Annotated in this window: 25 protein-coding genes, 1 tRNA gene and 1 riboswitch; of the genes, 16 read left to right on the top strand and 10 right to left on the bottom strand. The window is 35.0% G+C overall.

The features are described from left to right. Positions 1 to 35 precede the first annotated feature (35 nt). Entirely contained in the window at positions 36 to 950 is a 915-nt protein-coding gene (locus tag KHA96_RS18805) for an MBL fold metallo-hydrolase (protein ID WP_213130853.1), read from the bottom strand. An 87-nt stretch (positions 951 to 1,037) separates the two neighbouring features. On the opposite strand from KHA96_RS18805, the gene KHA96_RS18800 reads away from it, so the two are divergent. The 3 genes from KHA96_RS18800 to KHA96_RS18790 all read left to right on the top strand — a co-directional run bounded on the left by KHA96_RS18800 (position 1,038) and on the right by KHA96_RS18790 (position 3,370). Then, on the top strand, positions 1,038 to 2,168 hold the full coding sequence (locus KHA96_RS18800; protein WP_213130852.1) for a DEAD/DEAH box helicase: 1,131 nt from the start codon (positions 1,038 to 1,040) through the stop codon (positions 2,166 to 2,168). A gap of 98 nt (positions 2,169 to 2,266) precedes the next feature. Further along, on the top strand, positions 2,267 to 2,719 hold the full coding sequence (locus KHA96_RS18795) for a VOC family protein (RefSeq protein ID WP_213130851.1): 453 nt from the start codon (positions 2,267 to 2,269) through the stop codon (positions 2,717 to 2,719). A gap of 9 nt (positions 2,720 to 2,728) precedes the next feature. After that, positions 2,729 to 3,370 carry a ThuA domain-containing protein gene (locus KHA96_RS18790; protein WP_213130850.1) on the top strand — a complete coding sequence of 214 codons (642 nt, stop codon included), beginning with the start codon at positions 2,729 to 2,731 and terminating at the stop codon, positions 3,368 to 3,370. A gap of 36 nt (positions 3,371 to 3,406) precedes the next feature. Here KHA96_RS18790 and KHA96_RS18785 read toward each other — a convergent pair whose 3' ends face one another. Continuing rightward, complete coding sequence (locus tag KHA96_RS18785; protein ID WP_213130849.1) at positions 3,407 to 3,649, bottom strand: hypothetical protein; 243 nt, start codon at positions 3,647 to 3,649, stop codon at positions 3,407 to 3,409. Positions 3,650 to 3,797: 148 nt separating this feature from the next. Here KHA96_RS18785 and pabB point away from each other — a divergent pair, with 148 nt between their 5' ends. The 8 genes from pabB (at position 3,798) to KHA96_RS18745 (ending at position 14,501) form a co-directional block, all read left to right on the top strand. Beyond that, the gene (gene pabB, locus KHA96_RS18780; RefSeq protein ID WP_213130848.1) at positions 3,798 to 5,192 is read left to right on the top strand and encodes an aminodeoxychorismate synthase component I; all 1,395 of its coding nucleotides are present in this window, start codon (positions 3,798 to 3,800) and stop codon (positions 5,190 to 5,192) included. Then, a complete protein-coding gene (gene pabA / locus KHA96_RS18775; protein WP_213130847.1) occupies positions 5,189 to 5,770 on the top strand; it encodes an aminodeoxychorismate/anthranilate synthase component II in 582 nt (193 codons plus the stop codon). The genes pabB and pabA overlap by 4 nt, the downstream gene beginning before the upstream one ends. 1 nt (position 5,771) lies before the next feature. Next, positions 5,772 to 6,608: an aminodeoxychorismate lyase gene (pabC, locus tag KHA96_RS18770; protein ID WP_213130846.1), complete on the top strand. Its 837-nt coding sequence runs from the start codon at positions 5,772 to 5,774 to the stop codon at positions 6,606 to 6,608. A gap of 485 nt (positions 6,609 to 7,093) precedes the next feature. Next, complete coding sequence (locus KHA96_RS18765; RefSeq protein ID WP_213130845.1) at positions 7,094 to 9,379, top strand: helix-turn-helix domain-containing protein; 2,286 nt, start codon at positions 7,094 to 7,096, stop codon at positions 9,377 to 9,379. A gap of 127 nt (positions 9,380 to 9,506) precedes the next feature. Next, on the top strand, positions 9,507 to 10,487 hold the full coding sequence (locus KHA96_RS18760) for an ABC transporter permease (protein WP_249315753.1): 981 nt from the start codon (positions 9,507 to 9,509) through the stop codon (positions 10,485 to 10,487). A 15-nt stretch (positions 10,488 to 10,502) separates the two neighbouring features. Then, the gene (locus KHA96_RS23160) at positions 10,503 to 11,369 is read left to right on the top strand and encodes a carbohydrate ABC transporter permease (RefSeq protein ID WP_213130844.1); all 867 of its coding nucleotides are present in this window, start codon (positions 10,503 to 10,505) and stop codon (positions 11,367 to 11,369) included. Positions 11,370 to 11,406: 37 nt separating this feature from the next. Continuing rightward, a complete protein-coding gene (locus KHA96_RS18750) occupies positions 11,407 to 12,900 on the top strand; it encodes an extracellular solute-binding protein (RefSeq protein WP_213130843.1) in 1,494 nt (497 codons plus the stop codon). Positions 12,901 to 13,028: 128 nt separating this feature from the next. After that, positions 13,029 to 14,501 (top strand): sulfatase family protein, encoded by a 1,473-nt coding sequence (locus KHA96_RS18745; RefSeq protein WP_249315752.1) that lies wholly within the window; start codon positions 13,029 to 13,031, stop codon positions 14,499 to 14,501. Between the two features lie 404 nt (positions 14,502 to 14,905). On the opposite strand, the gene sspL is transcribed toward KHA96_RS18745, so the two are convergent. The 6 genes from sspL to KHA96_RS18715 all read right to left on the bottom strand — a co-directional run bounded on the left by sspL (position 14,906) and on the right by KHA96_RS18715 (position 18,829). Further along, a complete protein-coding gene (sspL, locus tag KHA96_RS18740; RefSeq protein WP_213130842.1) occupies positions 14,906 to 15,067 on the bottom strand; it encodes a small, acid-soluble spore protein L in 162 nt (53 codons plus the stop codon). 57 nt (positions 15,068 to 15,124) lie between these two features. Next, on the bottom strand, positions 15,125 to 16,054 hold the full coding sequence (locus KHA96_RS18735) for a DMT family transporter (RefSeq protein ID WP_213130841.1): 930 nt from the start codon (positions 16,052 to 16,054) through the stop codon (positions 15,125 to 15,127). A gap of 295 nt (positions 16,055 to 16,349) precedes the next feature. Beyond that, positions 16,350 to 16,925, bottom strand: a complete 576-nt coding sequence (locus KHA96_RS18730; RefSeq protein ID WP_213130840.1) for an ABC-2 transporter permease — start codon at positions 16,923 to 16,925, stop codon at positions 16,350 to 16,352. Positions 16,926 to 16,938: 13 nt separating this feature from the next. Then, a complete protein-coding gene (locus KHA96_RS18725) occupies positions 16,939 to 17,592 on the bottom strand; it encodes an ABC-2 transporter permease (RefSeq protein WP_213130839.1) in 654 nt (217 codons plus the stop codon). After that, positions 17,589 to 18,452 carry an ABC transporter ATP-binding protein gene (locus KHA96_RS18720; RefSeq protein WP_213130838.1) on the bottom strand — a complete coding sequence of 288 codons (864 nt, stop codon included), beginning with the start codon at positions 18,450 to 18,452 and terminating at the stop codon, positions 17,589 to 17,591. Before KHA96_RS18720 ends, KHA96_RS18725 begins: the two co-directional genes overlap by 4 nt. A 5-nt stretch (positions 18,453 to 18,457) precedes the next feature. Continuing rightward, a complete protein-coding gene (locus tag KHA96_RS18715; RefSeq protein ID WP_213130837.1) occupies positions 18,458 to 18,829 on the bottom strand; it encodes a GntR family transcriptional regulator in 372 nt (123 codons plus the stop codon). Between the two features lie 126 nt (positions 18,830 to 18,955). Between KHA96_RS18715 and KHA96_RS18710 the strand changes: the two genes are divergently transcribed. Then, positions 18,956 to 20,383: an aldehyde dehydrogenase family protein gene (locus KHA96_RS18710; RefSeq protein ID WP_213130836.1), complete on the top strand. Its 1,428-nt coding sequence runs from the start codon at positions 18,956 to 18,958 to the stop codon at positions 20,381 to 20,383. A 43-nt stretch (positions 20,384 to 20,426) separates the two neighbouring features. Here the strand turns inward: KHA96_RS18710 and KHA96_RS18705 are convergent, their stop codons facing one another. Both KHA96_RS18705 and KHA96_RS18700 read right to left on the bottom strand, forming a co-directional pair. Continuing rightward, positions 20,427 to 20,573 carry a hypothetical protein gene (locus tag KHA96_RS18705; protein WP_213130835.1) on the bottom strand — a complete coding sequence of 49 codons (147 nt, stop codon included), beginning with the start codon at positions 20,571 to 20,573 and terminating at the stop codon, positions 20,427 to 20,429. Positions 20,574 to 20,716: 143 nt separating this feature from the next. Beyond that, positions 20,717 to 20,860 (bottom strand): hypothetical protein, encoded by a 144-nt coding sequence (locus tag KHA96_RS18700; RefSeq protein WP_213131134.1) that lies wholly within the window; start codon positions 20,858 to 20,860, stop codon positions 20,717 to 20,719. A 291-nt stretch (positions 20,861 to 21,151) separates the two neighbouring features. Here KHA96_RS18700 and KHA96_RS18695 point away from each other — a divergent pair. The 4 genes from KHA96_RS18695 to KHA96_RS18680 all read left to right on the top strand — a co-directional run bounded on the left by KHA96_RS18695 (position 21,152) and on the right by KHA96_RS18680 (position 26,876). After that, a tRNA-Arg gene (locus tag KHA96_RS18695) sits at positions 21,152 to 21,224 on the top strand. 641 nt (positions 21,225 to 21,865) lie between these two features. Then, positions 21,866 to 21,950, top strand: a riboswitch (cyclic di-GMP riboswitch). Positions 21,951 to 22,230: 280 nt separating this feature from the next. Then, positions 22,231 to 24,039, top strand: a complete 1,809-nt coding sequence (locus tag KHA96_RS18690; RefSeq protein WP_213130834.1) for a sensor histidine kinase — start codon at positions 22,231 to 22,233, stop codon at positions 24,037 to 24,039. Then, positions 24,036 to 24,647, top strand: coding sequence for a response regulator transcription factor (locus KHA96_RS18685; RefSeq protein WP_213130833.1), 612 nt, complete (start codon positions 24,036 to 24,038; stop codon positions 24,645 to 24,647). Before KHA96_RS18690 ends, KHA96_RS18685 begins: the two co-directional genes overlap by 4 nt. Before the next feature lie 222 nt (positions 24,648 to 24,869). Continuing rightward, positions 24,870 to 26,876 (top strand): leucine-rich repeat domain-containing protein, encoded by a 2,007-nt coding sequence (locus KHA96_RS18680; RefSeq protein WP_213130832.1) that lies wholly within the window; start codon positions 24,870 to 24,872, stop codon positions 26,874 to 26,876. Positions 26,877 to 26,984 lie beyond the last annotated feature (108 nt).

Below are 26,984 nucleotides of genomic sequence, written 5' to 3'. Positions count from 1 at the left end.
AATTAATGTTTTAGCCTACAGTTCTCCATCCAAGGTTAGAGCCTAATCGTCTCTCCAATTTTCATCACTTTTAAGCGCTCTCTCTCTAATTCACGCTGATCCCAATCCGTACACAATCTGTCCAAAGCTTCCTTCGGGGTGTCATCAGCGAGGCGATATGCACCATAATGCATGGGCACCATATATTTTGCACCTGTATCTATAAAGGCTTGAACAGCTTCTTCTGGGTTCACGTGCTGACTCGACATAAACCATTCGGGTTCATAAGCACCAATCGGCATTAGGCAGTAGTCAATTGAATGTCGCTTTCCCATTTCCTGAAATCCCTTAAAGTAGCCACTATCTCCAGCAAAGTAAATACAAGTATTGTCATTGTTTAAAATCCAGCCACCCCAGTGTGATCGATTTGTATCGGTCAATGTTCGCTTTGTCCAATGTTGCGCTGGAGTAAATGTAAAATCTAAGTCTACGACTTTTTGCTCGTCCCACCAGCTAAATTCGATTACATGTTGAAACTTTCTTTTTCTAAACCATTGCCCAAGACCAACTGGAACTAAAAAACGAGGATTTCCTTTTAACTTTTTAATAGAAGAATAATGCAAATGATCATAGTGGCTATGTGAAATAAGAACTATATCAATAGGCGGTAAATCAGTAATATGAATACCTGGAGGAGTAAGCCGCTTGTCTATTCCAAGTTGATTCGCCCATACAGGGTCAGTCAAAATATTTTTCTCGTTAATCTGTATGAGAAAAGTCGAGTGGCCAATCCAAGTAATAGTAGGTTCGGTTTTATTTGTATGTAAAAATTGCACCTCTGGTTGTACTGACGGAACTTGAAAAGACAAATCTTTATTCTTGCCTCTTCTTTCTTTCCGCCAATTTCGTAAATCCTTAAATGTTTTTGCAGTAGAAACTTGATCTAGATTTTCATAGCGTTTCCTTTTCATCATAAACCTCACAATAAAATGGTTTTTGTTCCTATAATAGATTATAGTATGATAAGCAAAGACATTGCCATAAAGTGAGGAAAAGTAATGAATATTTTAGCAAATGTAAAAACGTCTTTACAACAAAACTGGCAAAATTCACGATTCGATAAACCTACACAAATTCAAGAGAAAGCCATTCCTGTCATATTAGAGGGGAAAGATTTAATTGCAGAATCTCCAACAGGAACAGGGAAAACGGTCGCCTATTTACTCCCTATTTTAGAAAAAATCAATGAAAAAAGTAATGATTTGCAAGCTGTAATTTTAGCTCCTTCTCGAGAGCTGGTCATGCAAATCTATCAAGAAATTCAAAAGTGGACGGAAGGAACAAGTATTAAGAAGACCTCCCTTGTAGGCGGAGCCAATATTAAACGGCAGCTCGATAAATTAAAAGAACGACCACAAATCGTAGTAGGCACGCCGGGAAGAATTTTAGAATTAATTAAAATGAAAAAATTAAAAATGCATGAAGTAAAAACAATAGTCCTTGATGAAGGGGATCAATTGCTAAATAAGGAGCATTTAGATGCCGTAAGAACAATCGTAAAATCTACGATGAATGACAGACAGCTTTTATTGTTTTCAGCGACTTCTCTGGAAGAACCGGATCAAGTTATCGCCATGATAGGAAGAACGCCGGAATTTATAAAAGTGAACAGAACAGAAAACGCTTCAAAAGTTGAACATTTTTACTTGCTTTGTGAACCAAGGGAAAGAGCAAAACTCCTTCAAAAAATGGCTGCTATGAATGGGATGAAGGGGCTCGTTTTTGTTAAGGACGTTGGAAACATGACGGTGCTAGCTGAAAAGCTTAAGTTTGAAAATGTTTCTATTGCCATCCTTCATAGTGAACTAGGAAAAAGTCAGCGTGAAAAAGCGATAAAATCTATTCGAAATGGGGAAGTAAAATTATTGCTTGCGACTGACGTTGCGGCAAGAGGACTTGATATTGAAGGATTAACAAATGTTATTCATTATGACCTACCAAAAGATATTGAGCAGTATATACATCGATCAGGTAGAACAGGACGAATGGGAGCTGAGGGCACCGTTGTTTCGTTCGCAACACCAAGGGATGAGAGAGAACTAAGAAAGTATGGAAAGCAGTTAAACCTTACCATTTATCCAAAAAGAATATTCAAAGGACAATTTGTTAATATTCCTTCGAAAAAATAAACCGAATAATAATCAGGCAGTGGTGATACCTGCCTGATTTTAAATCGGTTATAATATAATTGAAAGCGCTTAAATAAAGAGTGATAGGGAGAGAACAAATGAAAAATCTATTAGGAACAAATGTCATTACCCAAATTGGAATTCTCGTACACGATATTGAAAAGACTTCGCAAGTGTATGCTGATTTCTTTGGTGTAGAAAAACCGGAGGCGATCACCACGGATACGATAGAAAAGGCGCAGACGGAGTATAAGGGAGAGCCATCCATAGCAAGAGCAAAACTAGCTTTTTTTGATATGGGATCGGTGCAAGTGGAATTAATTGAGCCGGACGAACAGCCAAGTACTTGGAGAGAGCATCTTGATGAGCATGGCGAGGGAGTTCATCATATCGCATTTCAAATAGAAGGAATGAAAGAAAAGATTCAGGTTCTGGAGCAAGCCAATATGCCGCTTGTGCAAAAAGGTGAATATGAGGGTGGACGTTATGCATATATTGACTCCGTAAAGGATTTAAAAGTGATGATCGAACTGTTGGAAAACGATAAGTAGGTGATATAAATGACTAAGCGAATTATTGCAATGGTTGGTGACTTTTATCATAAAGAAGAATGGGCAGTTGCCTCACTCAATAAAGCTTTGGAAGAATTACAAGGAGTAACAATTGAATACACTTCTGCAGAAAATATAATCGAGCATTTACAAAGTAAACCGGATGCCGTCGTTTTTTTTAAAGAAAATCGGTTAAATCCACAAGATGAAAAGATTCAAACTTGGATGGATGATGAAGTAGCATCCGCAATTAGCCAATATGTTCAAGAAGGCGGCGGTTGGATTGCTTGGCATTCGGGTCTAGCATCCTATGAAAATATTGAAATATATACATCCATGCTAAAAGGCTATTTTGAATTTCACCCAGATAAGCATCAAATCGTTACATATAAGGCAGTTGAAGGAATGTCATTAACTAACTATAGCGATTTTGAATTCCTTGATGAACATTATTTTGTTGTTTGCGATGAAGAAAACACAAATGTATTTCTAACCTCAGAATCCGTGGATGGCTCATCGATTGCCGGGTGGACTCATGAATATGGCAAAGGCCGTGTCGTTTGTCTAACACCTGCACATTTGGAAGAAGGCTTATTGCATCCAATGACTACGACACTCCTTGCGAAATCCATAGAATTAAGTCTACCGTAAAAAAAGGAGGGAAATCGAACGAGCATCGATTTCCCTTTAAGCCTTAATGTAAGCCAATCTTTTTTTATAGTAATCTATCGTACCAAGTTCACTATTTATGAGAAATTCCATTTCCTCTAAATGTCTTCTTTCAACAACGGGATCTCCCTTTGACCATGCTACAGTATAGATAAAATAGTAATCTTTTATTTGCCTGAAAATCACATCTGAGTTGGGAAAATCATCGAATCGAGCTTTAATATTATAATGCCTCGTATACGACCATTTTAAAATATTCAACCTTCACCCTTCCCTTCATCCTTTTATTATAAGGCGACATCGAGAAGATGAAAACAGATTTATCATATATTTTTGAAATCGATATTGCAATCTTTGTATATATCTTTAAAATTAAGCTGATATCCAAGATTGAAAGCGAGGTTTAGCTTTGGAAACTCTTTTATATGAAAAAATACCTTTTACAAAAGAAAAGTTTTTTGATACATATGTACATTTAACCGCTCATGCTCATCACCATGTGTTACTCGAAAGTGGTCGAGTCGGAAGATATAGCATCGCGGGTATTTCGCCATTCGCGGTAATAGAGGGTAATGAAAATGAGGTTGTAATTGATAGCGACGGAGAGAAAACGGTTCTTTCTGGGAAGCCTCTTAGGGTACTAGAATCGTGGATGAAGCAGTTTGAATTTCCCCCAATTGCTGACATTCCAGATTTTCAAGGAGGAGCGATTGGATACATAAGTTATGACTATGCATGGTGCATCGAAAAACTGCCCAACATAGCGAAGGATGATTTGAAATCTCCCTTGATCTATTTTTTCGTATTCGATGAGTGGGCCGTTTTTGACCATGAGGAAGAATGCTTATGGATTATGGTGTTGAATCGTGACAACGCGAAGGAAAAACTGAAAAACGCAATCGCAAAGTGGAAGGAAACTCCTGCTATTACGCAAACATCGCGCGAAGGGAAAATTGGAAACAAAGAACTGCAAGTTTCATTATCAAAAGACGAATATGTAAATGCCGTTGAAAAAGTCCAACATTATATTTCAGAGGGGGATATTTTTCAAGCTAACTTAACGGTTAGACAATCGATGGAATTAACAATCGATCCTATCGAAATCTATAACGAATTAAGGACGTTAAACCCATCTCCTTATATGGGATACATGCACACGCCTGGATTTCAAATTGTATCAGGGTCTCCGGAACTGTTAATAAAGAAAGATGGAGCTATGGTCAGTACACGTCCAATTGCAGGGACGAGGCCACGTGGTGTAGACGATGAAGATGATAGTCGTTTGGCCAATGAACTAATTGAAAATGAAAAAGAGAATGCTGAGCATATTATGCTTGTAGATTTGGAACGGAATGATCTAGGGCGGGTTTGCGAATATGGATCTGTGAAAGTCGACGAATTGATGACAGTAGAAAAATACTCCCATGTTATGCACATCGTATCACTTGTAAGTGGCAAATTGTCACATGATAAAAGTGCTTATGATTTAATTGAAGCTGTTTTTCCAGGGGGAACGATTACAGGTGCACCTAAAATCCGTACACTGGAAATAATTGAAGAGCTAGAGCCTGTTAAACGTGGTGTCTACACAGGATCACTAGGTTGGATTGGCTTTAATAATGATGTTAATTTAAATATTGTCATCCGTACAATGCTAGTAAAAGAAGGGATGTGCCATGTGCAGGCAGGTGCAGGAATCGTTATTGACTCCGATCCTAAAGCGGAATACGAGGAATCATTGAAAAAAGCGACTGCACTTTGGAAAGCGAAGGAAGCGGCAGAAACGAGGAGAATGGAATTATGATATTGATGATTGATAACTATGATTCTTTCACCTACAATCTTGTTCAGTATTTAGGCGAGCTGGGTGAAGAAATTGTCGTAAAAAGAAATGATGAAATATCAATCGAAGAAATCGAACAACTTCAACCGAACTTCCTAGTCATTTCCCCAGGTCCTTGCACACCGAATGAAGCTGGCATTTCGCTCAGTACAATTTCGTATTTTGCGGGAAAGATTCCAATACTAGGAGTGTGCCTCGGCCATCAAGCGATTGGGCAAGTGTTCGGTGGTGAGGTTGTGAAGGCGGAGCGGCTTCTCCATGGAAAAACATCTGAAATAGCTCATGATGGAAAAACATTATTTTTCAATGTGAATAACCCATTTCGGGCAACTCGCTACCATTCGCTCATTGTAAAAAAAGAGAGCTTGCCGGAATGTTTAGAAGTATCTGCTTGGACCGATAAAGGAGAAATTATGGGATTAAGACATAAAGAGTTGCCAATCGAAGGCGTGCAATTCCATCCTGAATCCATTATGACGGAACCTGGAAAACAGCTCCTGCAAAATTTTATTAACTGCTATCGAATGGAAGTTATATAATATGTTTATTTATTTGAACGGGCAATTTTTAGAAAAAGGAAAAGCGATGATTTCACCTTTTGATCATGGATATATGTATGGCTTAGGTGTATTTGAAACATTTAGGACATACAGCGGTTATCCATTTTTATTAGAGGAACATTTGGAAAGGCTAAATGCTGGCTTGCATGAATTGCTCATCACACGTACATTCAAATATGAAGAAGTGTTGGAGATTATCAATAAGCTTTCAGAGCTAAATGGCTTAGAAGATTCTTATATACGATTCAATGTTTCAGCAGGCGTTGGAGACATTGGTTTACAAACTGAATCCTATGACAATCCAACGATCATCATGTTTCAAAAACCACTTCCTTCTATAAGTGGAGTAGTAGAAAAAGAAGCCGTTATTTTACAACTCACACGCAATACACCCGAAACAACATACCGTTTAAAATCACATCATTTTTTAAATAATGTGGCGGCTAAACGGGAAGTGGGGGCAGACCCTATTAAGGAAGGGATCTTTTTAACTGCTAAAGGTTTTGTAGCTGAAGGCGTCACCTCAAATGTGTTTTGGGTTAAGAATAATGTCTTGTATACACCTGCATTGCAAACGGGAATTTTAAATGGCATTACTCGTCAATTTATAATGAAACTGGCTGAAAAAACCGGAATGGTGGTAGAGGAAGGATTATATATGAAATATGTATTAGAAGAGGCAGATGAAATCTTCGTTACCAATTCTGTTCAAGAAATAGTTCCAGTAAGGAAAATGGAGGAAAAACATTTTCCAGGTAAAAATGGAGAATATTTTAATAAGCTAAGTCAGTTATATAAAAGTAAAATCAGCAAATAAACTGAGACATATATGATTTAATGAAGCGATAGACAAGGTTTCTTGCTGCCGTATTATTGAATTTGAAGCACTAACGATCATAACATTGGAAGTATCTATACCCCCATTGTTTTTTCTCTTCATCTCAGCCGTTTTTTGATACGTTTGTTCTGACTTCCCATAAAGGAAACTCTCTATTGTTAAGCCATTTCGATGTTAGCAGCATCGAAACGGCTTTTTTACTTTCTATAAAATATTACACCCTGATTTTCAAAAAATAAAAAGGTTTTTTGAGTTTAAAATTCATGTACTTAACAATATGGAGTTTAACCTAGATAACCGTCAAAATAAAAAAGTTTAAACATAGTTTCAACTCCAGTCTATTTAAGGAGCTTTCTTAACCGAAGTGATTATATTAGGAATATATTATATAATTTATACATTCAGATTATTTCGATGTAATTTAAGCAAAAAATTTAAAATTTGAGAAGCAAGGATGGAAGAAGATGAGAAAAACCATTTATATTCGTTTGTTATCTCATTTGGTGATCGTCATAATATTAATCACATTACTAATTGGATTTCTTGTATATCAAAATACCAATTCCATATTAAAAGAACAAGCACTTGATCATAACAGCGAACTTCTTGGACAGACTGAGAAAATTGTTACTCAAGCTATGGGAGAAGTAGAACAATTAGCATTATCCCTAGCATTAAACAGCGATATCAACAAGTCAGTTTTATTTTCTTGGGATCTAAGAAAAGAATATGAATTTTTGAAAAATACGAGTGCTCTTTTTACGGACCGTTTGACTTCGTCTAAATATCTTCATTCTATGCTTTTATATAGCTCCATTAATCAAAAATTTATCTCTAATTCAGGAATTACTAGTTTAAATGAGTATCATGACCAAAAAGATTTGCAAAATGTTATTAATAATCATAATAGAACAGAATGGAAAGCGAATAAAATAGTAACTTCAAATGGCAAATCAGAAAATGTAATCAGCTTTTATACAAGTCTTCCTATTTCAAATCAAGAAAAGAAAGGTATTCTTGTTATTAATCTAAAAGAAGATGTACTTTATAAGGCGGTCATTAATACGAACAATAAAAAGCTAGGAAATGTCGTGATACTAGATAACGAAGGAAAGGTACTATCTTCAACAGATAAAAGTATCTTTTTAAAGAAATTTGATAGAGTGGATATAGCTCGGATTAAAGCTAATCACCATGGTTACTTTATTGAAGATATTGATGGTACAAGTACATTAGTTTCATTTCAAGAATCAAAAAATGGTTGGATTTATCTTACTTTAAACCCTTATAAAGAGATAGTGAAAAGATCAAGCGAGGTTATATATATAACCCTTTCAGTTACATTAACCACCCTAATAATAGGAATTCTGCTCATTATATTTGTTTCAAGTAAACATTACCAACCTATAAGAAAAATTGTAGAAGACTTATACAAAAATAAAAATTCATTTGTTGATAATTCTATTAAAGATGAATTTAGTTTTATTCGTACATCTATTGACCACTTGTTTAAAGAGAACAATGAATTCAAAATAAAATTTAAAAATAGTGAACTTATTCTTAGGGATCACGTCATATTAAATTTGCTTTCAGGGACAAATCTAATTGAGAGTGAGATTGTTCAGCAAGTTCAACATTATAAAATACATTTATTCCATAAGAATTTTATCGTATTAGTTTTAAGAAGCGATTACATATCGAAATTTGATAAAGATCAGCAGGTTATAGATTTATTCCATTACAAACTTCGATCATTGTGTGAAGAAATAATGGGAAAATACGGTGGAGGAGTGTATATAAGTGATTTTCATAAACAGGATGTGATAATAATGAATTCCGATTCTTTGAATTCAGAAACAATCAAAGAAATGGCTCTATATATGAAAAAAATGATTAATGACCAATTTCCAATGGCTTCTATCTCGATTGGCATTGGAGGAAAATATAAAGGGCTATCAGAAATATCACTTTCCTATACTGAAGCGAAAGAAGCACTTGTATATAAATGGCTAGCAGGGGAAGGAAGTATATTATCATTTAACGAAATTCAAATAAATCACCTAAATCGCAATGAACTTATTGAATATCGAAAAATGATAGAATCCATTGAGAATGAGTTAAAAGCGGGTAATATCGAGAAGGCTTGTCAAATTAAAGAAAATATGATTTCAAAGCTTAAAAATGATACTCAATTTGGGTATATAAATAAAAAAATGATCTTAACGCACTTACTTAATTCACTTGCAATTATAAGTGTTGAACTAATCGGGAATAAAGAAAATGAGTATGATAGTTTATATGTTGAATTCGAAAAGCTTCAAAATTTGGATGAAATTCAAATTTGGTTCGAAGAAGTGATGATGAATATCTCATCTAATCTACAAGACAAACGAGAAAATAAAAATGTGGAAGTCATTAACACATTAACTGAATATATTCATAATCATTTTCGTGAACCAATTAGTCTTCAGATTTTATCAGATATTGTCTATATGAATAGTCATTATTTATCTAAGTTGTTTAAAGATGTGACTGGTAAGAATTTCAGTGATTATTTATTGGATATTCGCTTAAAAGAGGCAATGACTATGCTAAAAGCAACTTCTAAAAATATAGTAGATATTGCTTCCGAAACTGGCTTTGGCCACAAACAAAATTTTATTAGGAACTTTAAAAAACATACGGGGCTTACTCCTACTGAGTATCGAAAGCAGAGTTTTTTGGAAAGCGCTACCAGTCAAAGTGAATAAATAATACCAATCATAAAAAATGTTACCTATAGAAAAATAAAAAATGATACCAAACAAAAAATATTAATCTAGTCTCTAAGACCATCTTCTCTTAACATGAAAGTGCTTCCACATTTTTTACACTTTTATGAAGGAGGGGATGGTATTTTTTATGCAAACTCAAATACCTATTACAACTAGAAAGAACACGGACTTAATAAAGAAAAAGAGAGTATGGGCAAAAATGTATTCTTTTCGTTACATGTATCTAATGCTAGTTCCCGCATTAGCCTATTACTTCATTTTTCATTATTATCCGATGTACGGTGTTTTGATAGCATTTAAAAACTATAATTTCACCGATGGAATATTAGGAAGTAGCTGGGCTGGATTCGATCATTTCACTTACCTGTTTCAGCTTGATAAGTTTTGGCAAGTGTTTTGGAATACCTTGGTAATTAGTTTGTATCGCCTTGTTTTTGGTTTTCCATTTCCATTGATCATAGCTCTACTATTAAATGAAGTTAGGAAAACATTATTTAAAAGGACAGTTCAAACGATTATTTACATCCCTCATTTTATTTCCTGGGTTATTATGGGTGGTTTACTAATAAGTCTTTTATCAATTGATAGTGGAATTGTCAATGATATTATTCGTTTGTTCGGTGGGAAGCCAATAAGTTTTTTAACGGATGAAAGTTATTTTCGAAGTACATTAGTGTGGTCGATGATTTGGAAGGAATTTGGCTGGAATACCATCATTTTTATGGCCGCTCTTGCTGGTGTAGATCCTCAATTATATGAGGCAGCCATAATGGATGGAGCCAATCGTTGGAAAAGAATATGGCATATTACTCTTCCAAGCATTCGTGCAACAATCATCATATTGCTAATCTTAAGAATCGGTAACTTAATGGAAGCAGGTTTTGAACAAATTTTTATTTTATATCATCCAGGCGTTTATAACGTGTCTGATATTATTGATACTTATGTTTATCGTATTGGTTTAACTGAGGGCCGCTTTAGTTTGGCTGCTGCTGTTGGTTTATTTAAATCAATCATTAATTTTACACTTCTCGTACTTGCTAATCAGTTATCTAGAAGGATGGGGCAACAGGGTGTTTACTAGGGGAGGAAGATATTAGTGGTTCGAACAAGCTTTGGAAGTAGAATATTTGATGTATTTAATTATATTTTTTTAAGTGCAATTGCTTTAGTCACATTGTATCCGTTCTGGGATGCGCTTATTGTTTCTATTACTCCAATGAAAGAAAGCGTAGCGACTACCCTGCATTTGTATCCGAAGCAGATTACGTTTGAAGCATATCAATATTTAGTAAAGATGGAGCAACTGTGGAAATCGTACGGAGTCAGTGCAACCATTACGATTTTAGGGACAGCCATTAGTATGTTTGCGACTACCCTAGCTGCGTATGTATTATCGAAAAAAAATATTCCTGGTGGCCGCCTTATCATGTTTGCCATTGTTTTTACAATGATGTTTAGTGGGGGGCTTATTCCAACTTATATAGTAGTTCGTGAATTAGGTATAACGAATACAATCTGGTCTATGATGATTCCAAATGCAATCCAAACATACAATTTAATTATTATGCGCAGCTTTTTTCAATCGATCCCTGAAAGCTTAGAGGAATCTGCCAAAATAGATGGATGCAGTGATTTCGGTATTTTATTCCGTATAGTCATACCTTTGTCCTTACCAGTTATTTTCACGATTGCACTGTTCTATGCAGTGACTAGATGGAATGATTTTTTCACAGCTGTTATGTATGTGACAAATAGGGATATTTGGCCACTTCAATTATTTTTAAGGTCAATGTTAATCGAAAGTGAAAGTTCATTTCAGTCCGGAGGAGATAATCCACTTCTTCTTGGTCAGTCTATTAAAATGGCAACGATCATGATCACTACTATCCCGGTATTAATGATTTATCCGTTTTTTCAAAAATATTTTATGCAAGGGGTTACTTTAGGAGCTGTAAAAGAGTAAGAAAAAAATCTAATATTATAGTATCTGGAGGATCTTTATGTTAAACAACAAATTATGGATAAGTTTTGTTTTTATTATTATAATCGTCTCTGCAATGGCTGGATGTAATAAGTCATCAAAAGGCAATAGTAAAGAAAGTGAGGATAACAAACTTGTTTTCTTAACACCGGGTGATAATGCTGCAAATGCCATTCAACCGGACAACCGTATTATTGCAGAAATTAATAAGAAGTTAGGTATTGATCTTGAAGTACAGTTTGTCCCTGAGGGAGGATTTGAAAAAATTAACGTAGCTATTGCGAGTGGAGATTTGCCCGACGTCGTTACAATCAATTATCCATCTCCAACTTTAAAACAGTGGATTAATGAAGGTATTCTAATACCAATTAATGATTATTTATCAGAGATGCCAACGGTTAGCGAAAAATTAAAAAATTTAGAGTGGACAAGTGTTGATGGTAAATATTACGGATATCCTTTTATTGAAGAAAGAGCAAATGCAGCCATTACTTACCGTGCTGATTGGTTAGAAGAACTTGGTGTTGAACCGCCAAAAACATTGGATGAATTTTATGAAGCAATGAAGTTAATAGCTTCGAAAGATCTTGATGGTAATGGAAAGGCCGATACTTACGGCTTAACAGCCCAAAAAGATAGCAGATTCAATTTTATATTCTTTGCAAACGGTTTACCACATGGAGATTATGTTTTAAACGATGCAGGTGAAGTAGTTCCGTTTTTTGAACATTCATCATTTAAACCAGGTATGGAGTTTCTAAAGAAATTATGGGATGAAAAATTGCTAGATATAGAATTTCTGTTGAACGATTCTCAACAACGCGAGCAAAAATTTTATCAAGGAAAAGTAGCTTTTATGGAAGCACCATTGTTTAGACATGTAAATCGCCTTGAAACGAACTTACAAAAAGTAGATTCTAAAGGAAAACTTGGTTTTATGGCTCCACCTGCAGGGTCTAATGGTGAAAAAGGAATGAATCCATCACCTAAATCTGGTTTGTTCACTGCAGTGACTAAGAATGCAAAAAATCCTGAAAAAGCTGTAAAATTCATCGAATTCATGTTATCAGATGAAGGACGCGATTTGCTAAAATTAGGTATAGAAGGAGTGCACTATACAAAAGAGGGCGACAAAATAATTTATAACGAGGAAGAACGTGAAAAGGACGGTTTTTCTTCCAACGGCTGGTCCCATCCATTAGCTTGGGGAAGCGTTGTTTGGCCATTAACAGAAAATTACTTGCCACAAACAGAACCACAAGCTGATCGTGCTAAAGAATCAGTAGAAATTGCCACGGAAAATATGGTACCTAATCTCGTCAACTTAACAACGGATGAAGAAATTGAAAATAAGAGTATTCTTGATGAGATTTTTAATCAATATTTTATTGATATGATCACTGGTAAAAAAGATATTGACAGTGGTATTAAAGAGTTATCTGAAAAGTGGAGGAACCAAGGTGGCAATAAGGTGTTAGAAGCCGTAAATATAGCATATAAAGGGCAAAAGTAATAAGTTGAACAATATTTCATAGGTAGTGTGGGCATCTGTTAATGCTAGTTTTATATAAAAAGGTTCCTACTAAATGCTTGAGTAGGAACCTTTAACATAACAGATATATTATAAAAGGAGGCAGCAACTTGAAAAAACCGAACATATTATTTATCCTCACCGATGATCAAGGGGCCTGGGCATTAAATTGTGCAGGTACTACAGATTTACATACACCGAATATAGACCGATTAGCCGAAAATGGTGTTAGATTTGAAAACTTCTTTTGTACTTCACCAGTGTGTTCACCAGCAAGAGCTTCATTAATGACCGGTAATATACCGTCTGCACATGGGGTTCAAGATTGGTTGCGAGGCGGGAATATCGATATCGAGAAATACCATGAACTAAAGGATAATCCAATATTCGCTAGTGAACACTCAGCAATTGAGTATTTGAAGGATCAAGTCACATATACGGATGTGCTATCTAAAAATGGTTATACTTGCGCACTTTCAGGGAAGTGGCATTTAGGAGACAGTGTGAATCCTCAACAAGGATTTTCAAAATGGTTTACCATTGCACGCGGCGGCTGTGAATATTATAACGGTGATATGGTGTACGAAGGGAACATTTACTTTGAGAAAAAATATATTACTGATGTGATTACTGATAAAGCGATTGATTTTTTAGAAGAATTGAGTCAGGAAGATCAGCCTTTTTACTTAGGTGTACATTACACAGCACCTCATAGCCCATGGGACGAAGGGAATCATCCGAAGGAATATATTGAGATGTATAGAGATTGTGAGTTTAATGTTTTGCCTGATTTACCTATTCACCCATGGCAAGTTAATACTGCACCACATGGAACTGGAGAAACTAGAAAAGATTTATTGCGTGGATATTATGCTTCCATCACTGCGATGGATGATAATGTTGGGCGAATCATGGACTATCTTGAACAAAACGGCTTGATCGAGAGTACTGTTATTATTTTTACATCAGATAACGGGATGAATATGGGCCATCATGGTATATGGGGTAAAGGTAATGGGACTTTTCCACAAAATATGTTTGATACTTCAGTAAAAGTTCCATTTATTGTTTCGCACCCAACTGAAATTCCACAAGGAGTAGTCAGTGAACAATTAGTCAGCCAATATGATGTGTTCCCAACGATCTTAGACTATTTAAATATTGATATTTCAAATTATAACCGGCTTCCAGGTAAAAGCTTTGCAGAAACTTTAAAAGGTGAGAGTGTGGAAGAAGATAAAAATATATATATTTATGATGAATATGGGCCAGTGCGCATGATTCGAAACAAACAATGGAAATACATTCATCGATATCCGTATGGTCCACATGAATTTTATAATTTGGCAGAGGACCCAGAGGAAAGTGAGAATCTGTATGGCCAAAGTGAATACTTGGATAACATTAAGAAAATGAAAAGCGATTTGGTAAATTGGTTTCATGAATATGTTGATCCAAGCATCGATGGAACAAAGGAGCCTGTAACAGGATATGGTCAATTAAGAAGGGGAGGCATTTATTCAGAAGGGAATAAAGTCCATGAAGAAAGTGATAAAGTAATATTATATTATCAAAGTAAATAAGAAAAAAACCTTCAAGAATTGTTTTATAATTATGAACTTACTTTTATAAAGTTCTGTACTTTTGATATAGTAAATGAAGCGATAGACAAGGTTTCTCTGTGCCATATAACAGTATATAATCACAAACGAATATGATTTTATTTTCAATATGGTCATAGCTATATTGTCTTTTCATAAAAAAGACTAAAACCGCCACTGAGTTTTTCCCCACTTTGGCGGTTTTCCTACGTTTGTGCTGCTCCCCAAGAAGGGAATCAACTATCGCGTGGCCGTTTATATGTTAGCGCACCGAAGCGATTTATTAATTTATGTTCTGCTTGTTATGATTATATCCAATTTTTTGGAAAATGAAATCTATCTTCTGGACTAGTTATCCTTAGTTAGGATTACGCATCTCTTTTAATTCATTTCGTATTTTTCTTTTTAGCTGCATTTTCAAGTTTGGTTTTTGGTTCTTGTGAAAATTCTGTATCTTGTCCATATCCTTGAGGATTAACACTAGGAGCTAGCTTCCCGCGTGCGTTGCCTCCATCTTTTGCGTCTCGGTTTTGTTTACTTTTACTCATCAAAATCACCTCTTTAAAGATTCATCTCGATATTAAGATGAGTAAAAATGTGGGAAACTATGCACCTTTTTTCAATTTTTCCGTTTTAGAAATACGTGGTTTCTTGATTAACGGCATTTCGGCAAAGATCATTCCTACAAAAATAAGTAAACAACCAAAAAGTGCACTATAAGAAAGACGTTCATCCGCCCACAAATACGCTGTTCCTGCAGCAAAAACGGGTTCTGTTGCAAAAATTAAAGCGACCCTAGTTGGAGTTGTATATTTTTGAACACTCGTTTGAGCTAGAAAAGCTAGAGCGGTGGCAAAAACCGAAGTAATGATTAAAGCCGCCAATACATTGCCTTTAAACAACACTTCAGGTTGAATGGCTAGGCGCCAGTCTTCCGTTAAAAAAGCAAAAATGATCGATAAAATTGATACAGTGGAAATTTGAATAAGCGTCAAAAGGAGGGATGGATATTTCTTGCTATATTTTCCTGTAAAAATAATATGTAATGCAAATGCAATCGCACAGAGAAAAACAAATCCATCTCCAATATTAAGTGAAACAGAATCGGTCATCGTTAATAAATATAATCCGATTGTTGCAACAGAAACACCGATAATAGCATTTAATCCGGGCTTAAATTTAAGTATAAAAAATGAAAAAAGAGGAACTAATACAACACTTAATCCAGTAATAAATCCAGCTTTAGAAGATGATGTATATAGTAGCCCCATCGTTTGAAAGGCATACCCTAAAAACAGCCAAATTCCTAGAATAAAGCCCGAGACCAATAGCTTTTTATCTAAATACTGTAATTGCTTTTTTTCAAAAAGCAAAAACCAAACTCCAAGGAGGATAGCGGCAATCAAAAATCGGATCCCATTAAAAGAAAACGGTTCTAAAAAAGCAATGGCATTTTGAACGAGAACAAAAGTCGCTCCCCAAACAAACGCAATGAGAAGAAGACTGGAATCAGCAAATAAATTCGTTTTTTTCATCATACGATTCCCTTTCTATATGACTTCCAAGAAATTATCATATCATAAAGTTTCGTAGTCCAATATACCAATTTGTTAATATAATTATAAAAATCTTAACAATATACCTAAAAAATCTCGTGGGAATAAAAAATATCTACGGATTTTTCAATGTGCTTGTTTTGTCCCAAAATATCCCGTGCGATAAGACGTGTATCAGCTAAATTATAATTCCTTTATAAATAGATGCTTATTAAAACCTTAACTCCAATTTCGAAAAAAAAGGAGACAGATTCACTGGCCTCCACATAAAAAGCTAAATATTTTTCCGTTCAAATATTTTTACAGTAATAAGATAGGAAAGGCAGAAAAGAATAATCGATAATAACATGATGGGATGAAATTGGATTGAATGTGCCCCAAATGTTTCTCTAATCGTGATAATGAAAATAAGAATAAAAGTCATATAGAAACTTGCTGTTTTAAAAAGTAGTCCAAGTGGCAGAAAAATAGCTAAAAACAATAAAACGAATAAAAACACGGTGATCCATTCATTAAAGTTAAAAAAGTCCATTTTCCAATCAAATATCAATGCAATGAGGGCAGCGCCGATGGATGATAGAAAAAACCATACGATGGCGAGCAAATATTTAGCTCCGACGAATTCCTTCCTCGTAATTGGTATGCTCATCATAACAGGCAGAACTTTTTCTTGTCTTTTCCGATCGACAAAAATACTAAAAACCCCAAGTGTAAAATAGAAAATCCACATATAAAATGGAGATGTAAAACCAGGATTTGCAAGGAAAGCGAGTATAAAAACAAAAGGGACAAGTATAAAGTAATCCTGTATTTTAATACTCTTTATATCTGCTTTGACTAATTGAATCATGGAGCTGCCCCCTTTACAAGTCTTTCTTTTCAAAAATCAAAACTGACAATTTATAAGAACAAAAGCTTATGATGATACATGCCAGAATGATCGAAAAATAGATCAACGGTCGATCAGCAGGAATGATGGATACCAATATATTTTCTCTATTTTCATTTCCCATTGACAGGATGGTTATTCCCAAAAAAACGGCCATCGGGATAGAAATCGCTATAAAGGCAGATATTTGGTAGCCTATTAAAAAATATAGTGGATAAAAAAAGGAAACTATTGCCAAAGTAGCGAAAAGTGAAATAACTAAATCCGTTATTCCATTAAAACTGAAGGCATTTCCCATTAATACTGATGTAAAGAAAGCAAGTGTTCCGTAACTAACTAATCCAATAACCCACCACATAATGACACCACTATATTTTGCCTGAACGATCATTTTTCTTGTAACCGGAAGGCTCGACATTAGTTTTTGTTCTCTTCTGTTTAACGCTGCAGTTCCAAAGTTCGAATAAACGGACATCCAAATGGCTACAAAAGAGACATAAACAGCAACAAAGCTAAAATTGCCTACTGCATTTATTGAATTTACGTAAAAAGGAAATAGTAATAGAAAAGGAAAAAAGTAGGCAAATAACTTTTGAGTATATAAATCTTTTAAAAGTAATGATTTCATAATAAATTTCCCCTAATGGTATAGTACATAATCGTTTCAAGGGAAGGCCGCTCTACATGCAATTGACTGAGAAGCTGTTGATTAATTTGATCTAATCCTTTAACAAGAGCCTCAAAACCGACTCCCGTTTTTCTACCACCAACAGTCTTCACTTTTGGCACTTCACTAGCTAATGAGTCAGGACCTTTTAATAAAAAATATTCCTCGAAAATAATATCCTTTTCCTTGCTAAATACAATTTCACCATTATTAATAAAAGTTATATAGTCCGCCACCTGGTCCAAATCGGTTGTAATATGAGTGGAAAAGAACACGGATTTATTTTCGTCTTGGATAATCTCTTGTAAAATATCTAACATTTCTCTTCTGAATACTGGATCGAGGCCAGCTGTAGGTTCATCCAAAATAATTAGATCAGGATTGTGTGATAAAGCCATCGCGATGGCAAATTTCATTTTCATCCCTTTAGAAAGAGTTTTTATTTTTTTCTTTAAAGGTAAATTGAACTTTTCTATATAGTTTAAAAAAGTTTGATCATCCCAATCACGATAGAAGGGGGCAATGATTTTTTTGTTTTTTTCTATTGAAAAATCATCATAAAAATGACTTTCATCGTAAACAAAGCCAATTTTTTGTTTTATTTCTTTCGTATTCTCTTTATGAGTCATACCGAATAATTTTACCTCTCCTGAGTCAATCCTCATTAAATCCATTAAGCAGCGAATCAACGTACTTTTGCCGGCTCCGTTAGGTCCAATTAGGCCCATGATGTATCCTTTTTTACAATCAAATGAAATATTTTTTAGTTCGAAATCCTTAATTTTTTTACGGACGTTTTTTATTTCAATGATATTTTCCAAACTGCTCACTCCTCATACAACACAGTTAAAATTTGTATAATTTCCTCTAGACCTATATCAAATGCTTTGCTGTCATCAATAATCTCGTTTAGCTTCTCTTCAATCATTTTTAATTGTTTTTCTTTTAAAAACTCGTGATTTTGCGCGGCGACGAACGATCCTTTTCCGGGGAAAGTTTCTATAAATCCTTCTAATTCCAATTCATCATAAGCGCGTTTTGTTGTAATCACACTAATTTGCAAATCCTTTGCCAATTTACGGATTGAAGGGAGTGGAGATATTTCCGCTAAATCCCCTCGTAAAATTTGCTCTTTAATTTGTTCCTTTATTTGAATGTAGATCGGCTGCTCAATACTATTCGAAATAATGACATTCATTTCATCACCTGCCTGTTATAACTGTTATTAATGAATATATACAGTATGAACAGATTTGTCAACAGTGTGATTTTTATTTCCTTTTGTTATAGTAAAAGGAACAACATTGCAGGAGAGGTGGATGAAATGAAAATAGGCGTATTCATCGATGGAAAGTTTGAAAATATGGAGAAAACATATGAACTGACTAACCCTTACAATGACGAAGTGATCGCAGAAGTAGGAGAAGGACAAGCAGCTGATATAGCAAAGGCGGTAGCATCCGCTCATGAAGCTTTTCAAACAATGAAGAAAATGCCAGCAGTCGATCGCGCTAATATTCTGTTTGCCGCAGCCCGTTTACTTGCGGAAAAAAAGGAAGAATTTGCAAAGTTAATTACTGCTGAATCAGGTAAGCCCATTTCTGCATCACGATCGGAAGTAGACCGTTCAGTACAAACATTGCAATTTTCTGGTGAAGAAGCTAAAAAGATTGCTGGGGAGGTAATCCCACTTGAAGCTGCGGTTGGAGGTGCGGGTCGAGATGCTTACACGATATTCGAGCCGTTAGGCGTCATTGGAGCGGTTACGCCTTTTAATTTTCCGCTTAACCTTGTTGTCCATAAAGTCGGACCTGCCATTGCATCGGGCAATACAATCGTTGTAAAGCCTGCTGAAAAAACTCCACTAACATCGCTGAAACTAGCAGAACTCTTTTCAAAAGTCGGGCTGCCAGATGGAGTGGTAAATGTTGTACCTGGAGATGGATCTGCTCTTGTTGGAGTCATGCTCGAAGATGAGCGAGTTCAAAAGATTTCATTCACGGGAAGTCCAAAGGTCGGAAAGGAAATTAAAAATAAAGCGGGACTTAAAAGAATAACACTGGAATTAGGTAGTAATTCTGCCCTTTATATAGATGCATCAGTAGAGGAGAATCTCGAAGAAATAGTGGAGAAGGCAGTTGCCGGAGCATTTAGTTACAACGGCCAGGTATGCATTCATACGCAAAGAATTTATGTTCATGAAAGCTTAGCGGAAAAGTTTTTAGAGAGGTTTGTTGAAAAGACAAACAAGCTTATATTTGGTGACCCAACGGATGAAGATACAGTTGTCACTGGAATGATTGATAAAAAATCACAAGCACGTGTTCTTGAATGGGTGGAGGAAGCTGTTAATGAGGGAGCGAAACTGCTTTGCGGAGGGGAAAGGAAGGATAACGGTATTCTTCCTACTGTTCTTACAGATGTTAAATCAAGCGCAAAAGTCGCATGTGAAGAAGTATTTGGCCCAGTTGTGATGGTCAACAAAGTTGAAAACGAAAATGAAGCGTTAAAACTAATGAATGACAGCCAATATGGTTTAAATGCAGGCGTTTTTACGAATAATTTGAAACAAGCCTTTCGCTTTGCACATGAACTGGAAGTGGGGCAGGTCCTAATTAATGACGTCCCTACATTACGCTTTGATAATATGCCATATGGAGGAATAAAATCTTCAGGCTACGGACATGAAGGCGTAAAGTATGCAATAAGAGAAATGACACGAATGAAGATGATTAGTATTAATTTTAAATAAAAAAAGTTGTCCCACCTTTATTATGGCTGGGACAACTTCGTCCTTAACGTTTTTTATTCATATCATTTGGCGGCACCTTCTCAATCCTAGTGATAGAGTCCATATCCATTGCCGATCTTAAAGAATACATGAAAAAATAAGAAACTGATCCAATGACACCTAAAAGTCCTAGTGTAATCAATAGTTCCATTTCATCCCCTCCTCAGTGCTACTAAAAATATATGCATGAAGGAGCGGTAAATCACTAAAAAAGGAAGTATTCATAGTTATCATATGTATAGAAAAAGCAAAAAACCTCCAACACCAAAAAGGTGGGAGGTTTAATTTCATATATTAGTTTTGGTTGAAATTATTTTGAGGCACTTCATCGATCTGATTTGCATCATTAGAATCCATAGAAGAACTGACAAAATACATGATAAAATATCCAACTACACCCAATATGGCCATTAATCCCAAAAAGGTCCAAAGTTGCACGTGAAATCCCCCCTAAAAATATTTATATTAAAAATTATAGTAAATTTCATAATTTAATAATCTAAAACACTACTAATAGTATAGAGTAACTTTGAGATTTAATCAAAAGAATTTTGTGGAATAATAAACATCCATCTCTTTTTGTGTCAAAAATATGAAAATCATGTAAAACATAACAAATAATGTGGAATAGAATCCTTTAATATGAACTAGCAAAAGTCTTTCATTATATTTCTTCATCATGTATAATATAAAGGTCGTTATAAGAATTGATCGATAAAATATCAACATGGCTCCGTAGCTCAGAGGATAGAGCGTCGGTTTCCTAAACCGTGCGTCACAGGTTCGATTCCTGTCGGGGCCGCTCTGAAAACCTTGATGTTTCAAGGTTTTTTTTATATTTTAATAAAGACACTGAAACTTTTACGAAAAGGTCTACCCTTATCCAAGAATGCTTGTACTTGACTCTCCCCTTTAGAAACATCCAGACCTACTACTGGATTCATCATCTCCTCCTTAGAAATTAAGATTAGTCGGTTGTCCCTAAAGATGATGTACTATCATAGGTTCGCTTTTTAAACGGGATATTTGTCCCAATCAGACTGAAACATGCTTATACAAGTAGGAGTGAAGTTTTTTAAACTCCCAGAAATCAACTCCTGATATATCCGCGCACCATCCACCATACAATCAGCCTTCAAAATCTTATTCATGACTGTTTGGGTGTCATCAATATAATAAATAATGGAAAGCCTTATAGAAACTCTATATCGAAATCCTGTAGATGAATTAACTCCAATAAGGCAAAGTTTAACTTTTCACCAGAATATAGATGTCTCTTTCTTTAAAATTTCATCAACCATCCTAAATTGACGATTCTATAACATATTCCAATAAAAATATGATTTTTTCTAAGCTTTAGGTAAAAAGTTATTGAAAAGTTGTATTTTTGGTCAATAATCTATGATGTTTGTAATATTTTGTTATAATGAATTATAGGAAATTTCTATATAATGGCAAAGATATTGAAAGGTAAGGAAGTAAAGCTAAGGATCTAAAGTACTTTTGCCCAGGTGGCCAAGTTACCAAGGAAAGTAGACTCCAGAAGGTGTACCTGTTTTCATAGGTATACCTTTGACTTTTTATACAAAAAGAGCAGTTTAATGATTTTTTTCAACAATGAAATAAAAAATAGGATATGAAGCCTTTTAAGATTAAAGGAACATTCAATTCCTGAAACTCATACCATTTCCAAAACACAGTGCCATTACACATAATAGCCGTGAGGAAGCATGGATGATATAGACTTTACTGGATCATTAATAGATATAAAAAGATGAAAAATGAAGTGAGGCGGAGGTAACTGACGAATGAGCTACAATCAGTATTTATTTATCCTTCTAATGGCAATTACTTGTTGTTTGCTATATATTGCTTACCTCGCGTGGAAAAAAAGAGAATTTCCTATTTCGGTCAGCTTATTCTTTGGTATGTGTGCAGGGGCCTTCTATTCCTTTGGATATGCCTTTGAAATAATGAGTTCAAATCTGCACCAAATAAGCTTTTGGCTTAAGGTTGAGTATATAGGTATTTCGTTTGGCACATTTATCTGGTTTATCATGGTTTTGCAATATACGAACTATAGAAAGTTTCTTCAAAAATGGATTTTTTTATTACTGGCGATTGTTCCATTTCTTACATTTGCAAGTCATTATACAAACGAATGGCATCATTTGTTTTACAGCGATATGGTGATTGACAATTCAGAAGGATTCCCACTGGTTTCATCGACTGCCGGTCCATTTTATATACTCCATGTCTCCTATTCTTACATTTTGTTTTTTGTAGGGATGGGACTGTTATTCTGGATGTACCTAAAAGCGTCCGTCCATATGAAGAAACAGGTGGTTTTAATCATGATAGGGTCATGTGGGCCTTACGGTATTACACTTTTATACTTAAGTGGAATTCTGAGCACTCCTATCGATATCTCTCCATTTGGATTTCTTTTTTTGGGTATATTCTTTATGTGGGGAATTTATCAATTCAACATGATGAAATTAGTCCCTCATGCATTAAAAAAGGTGTTTGAATCGATGAAAGATGCTGTTATTGTACTTAATCTAGATAATAGCATCTCAAGCTTTAACCATTCCGCAATACAGATCTTTAAAGAGTTACATGATAAGAAAGTGATTGGCCGGTCGGCTGCACAAGTATTTACCCCCTACCCAAACATGATTGAAATCATCACTAATAGGGTTTCTATAGAAAGAAAAATAAAGATAACAAACCAAAAGGATCATAAATATTATCAAGTTTCTATGACGGATGTTTATGATAAGAAAGGGAAGCGCGTTGGAAGGATGCTAATGTTAAACGATATAACGGAAGCAGTCCTGACAGAGGAGAAACTACTTGCCAATTCAAAGCAGTTGAGCGAACTGAATTCCTTTAAGGATAAAATGTTCACAGTTATTGCTCATGATATTCGTGACCCACTTACGATACTTGTTAGTTTAATGGAGATTTTGAAAGATGAAATGCGGGACTGCGGAAATAAGCACGATGAAATCACATTTGAAATGGAAAAGCAAATTCAAAATACGTTTACACTAGTTGAAAGTTTACTAGATTGGTTTCGGAGTCAAAAAGGTGGGATGATATATAATCCAGTTATTTGGAACATATCTCAAGCCGTCAAGAAAAATGTAGGTCTGTTCCGCATACAAAGTGAGCGAAAACGAATCAGCATCACTTCTGATATACATAATGATATGATCGTGTACGCCGATAAGGAAATGCTTGATTTGATTATTAGGAACCTTCTATCAAATGCTATAAAATTTACAGATTATGAAGGAAGTATCCATATTAAAGCTAATCATTCAGAAGATAAAGTGATCATATCGATAATCGATACCGGTAAAGGAATTGATCCTGAGCAGATGAATGGATTGTTACAGAAACCATATCCAGTATCTTCAATCGGAACAGCCGGCGAAAAAGGTATTGGGCTCGGACTTACTCTAGTCAAAGAGTTTGTTCAAATAAATGGAGGGGAAATGTGGTTCGAAAGTTCCCCTAAACATGGAAGCACCTTTTATTTCTCGACTCCAACTCCCACAGAAAGAACCGAACACTCTGACGGGCATGCCATAAGGAGGTCTATAGGATGAAAGTCGTCATAATCGATGATGAAGTGGCAATGCACTTGATCATGAAACGAATGCTGGGCAAGATTAATAATGTTGAAATCATAGGTAGTTTTAATGATACGATACCTGCATTTTCTTTTCTGCAGAATAATAAAGTCGACGTCGTATTTATTGATATTAGTATGCCTTGGGAGAATGGCATTGACTTTGCAAGAAGGTTAAGGGAGAGGGACTTGCAAATTAAGCTGATCTTTATAACTTCTCATAAGGAATATGCTTTACCCGCTTTTGATGTGTATGCCTATGATTACATCGTAAAGCCCCTTTCTCAAGAAAGGCTTGCTAAAACACTTGAAAGAATCTTCACAGAGGAAAGAGCCGCCGAAAAGGAAAAAGTAGAAGTAACTTCATCGGCAACATCTCCTCCCTTTATTGAACCTTTGACAAAAAGGGAATTAGAAATATTGCGATTAATATGTATGGGCATGTCTAATAAGGACATTGCTGTCAATTATAAGTTGTCTGAAGGAACAGTTAAAAACCATGTCGTTAACATATTTGGCAAGCTGCAAGTAAAAAATAGAGTTCAAGCTACGGTCGTTGCCAAGGGGCTTGGGATGATGAGTTAAGTCCTCTCCTGTGTGTTTTTTAAGATCAATGGGCCATCAGGCTCTTTTTTTTTGTCAAAAAATATCGAAAACCATGACTTTAGTTACATTTTCTATGAAAGGATTAAGGCTATACTTTTTAACAAATGTGCCTAAGAACCAAGTCTATAGACCTGGTACAGCAATTTTGTTATAGAAATCTATAAGAAAAGATAAAATTTGATGTCGAAAGAGGTAATACGTTTGAAGAAAACAAAATTATTTATTCTAGTATTAACTATAGGGTTTATTGTACAGTTTGGATTTACTGCGAAATCCATTAATGCGAATGAAGAAGGAACAAATGCTGCAGATCAAGTAAATACTGAAGTTGCGGAGGATCTTGAACCTAGTACAGACATAGTAGACTCGAATATCACTGAAGAGATAGAAGGCACATCAGATTCAGAAGGTATAGAAGATACAGGTATAAAATTTAATGATGAAAACTTAGCACAAGCTATTTATGGGGTCTTGGGCAAGTGGGAAAATATAACTGAAGAAGATTTATTAACCATCACAGATCTATATTCATCAAGAGGAATTTCTGACCTCTCGGGGATAGAATATTTAAAAAACCTAAATTATTTAAGTCTAGGAAATAGTAGCATAAAGGATTTTACCCCTCTTGCCCAACTTAAAAAGCTAGAGTCTCTTGACATTAGTAATAATGGAGTTTCGGATCTTTCAAGTATAGGTAAATTAACAAGTTTAAAAATGTTAAGAATGGCGGGAAATAGTGTAACAGACCTTTCGGCGATAGGTAAGTTAACAAAGTTAGAGGTTTTAGACGCTTCTAATAATGAACTTTCTAATCTTTCGGGCTTAGCAAAATTAACGAATTTGAAAGAGTTATATTTATCAGGAAATAAAGTGTCGGATGTATCCCCGCTTGCAAACATCAAGAATTTAACCTCCATTATGTTAAATGATAATAATATTAGTGATATTAGCAAGTTAGGGAAATTATCTAATTTACAGAGTGTAGATGTGTCAAATAATAAAGTTACTAACATTGAAGTTTTATCAATACTGCCAAAATTAAATTATGTAAATATCGAGAAAAATCCGTTAAATTTAAACCAAGGTTCTCCTGCAATTCAAATCGTTCAAGCGTTAATGAAGAAAGACGCTATTGTTTTGCATGATGCAATTGTTGTTCTTATCACTAAAAAAGTAACAAAAGACACAATCTCGGTGGAATGGGACATTTCTGAAAAACATTTATCATTTGGAAATGGGTATTATGAAATCAGATTATCCTTGGATGGTAAACAAGTTAAGACATTCCATGACTTAAAAGACACTGAGTATACGTTTACTGGTTTAGAAAAAGGAAAGAAGTATGAAGTTGGCATTCAGTTGGAATTTGGATTAATAAATAGAAGTCACGTCATTACAAAGACGCTTAATGTGAAACCTGAAGAAATAAAGACTTCGCAACAAACCACGATTAAACCAACAATTACTGGTAATGTTGCGACTATTTCCTACGACGATATTAATAGTGTAGGGGAAAACGGAGTATTGCAGATTGATTTAAAAGATCAGCAAGAGGCACATGTAAGCTTAACTTCTGCGCAAATTAAAATGTTACAAGAAAATAACATAACTGTTGAAATCAATAAGGGAGATGCTGCTGTCAAAATACCAGCTCATCTTTTAGGAAATGGTAAGGACGTTAAGATATTAATGGAAAGGAAAAAACCTGAAAAAGGTGCACTATCGGCTGTTTATGACTTTACGATTGAAACGGATGAAGGGAACATTTCTAACTTTTCAGAGCCTGTTACTCTTATGTTCACGGTAGATAAATCCAAAGTAAAGAATGATGAAAATATGAAAGTGTGGTACTTTAATCCAGAAACGAAAGAATGGGAAAATATAGGAGGATCTTACTCAAACGGCTTCGTTACAGCTGAAACAAACCACTTTAGTACGTATGCTGTATTTGAGGAAGAAGAAGCTACAGATGGAACGGGGACTGAATCTGAAATTGATTCTGAAAATGAGCCGGGAACTGGACCTAAAACTGAATCTGAAATTGTTTCTGGAAGTAAGCCAGGAACTCGACCTATAACTGAATCTGAATCTGGTAATGTACTACCAAATACGTCCACACATATGATGAATTTCCTAATAATTGGTGTTATATTTATTCTTTTAGGCTCAGTACTAATCTGGTTTCAAAAAAGAAAAGAAACAGCATAAGATAACACATATAATATTTAGGGTCATTGAACCTGGAAGTTTTATTTCCAGGTGTTTTCTTTATTAAAGATAAAAAGATATGCACAAGAGATTAATAGTACTGAATAT

The organism is Bacillus sp. FJAT-49711 (genome assembly GCF_018343715.1).
Lineage (GTDB): Bacteria > Bacillota > Bacilli > Bacillales > Bacillaceae_C > Lederbergia.
This window is presented reverse-complemented; position numbering and strand designations above follow the sequence as displayed.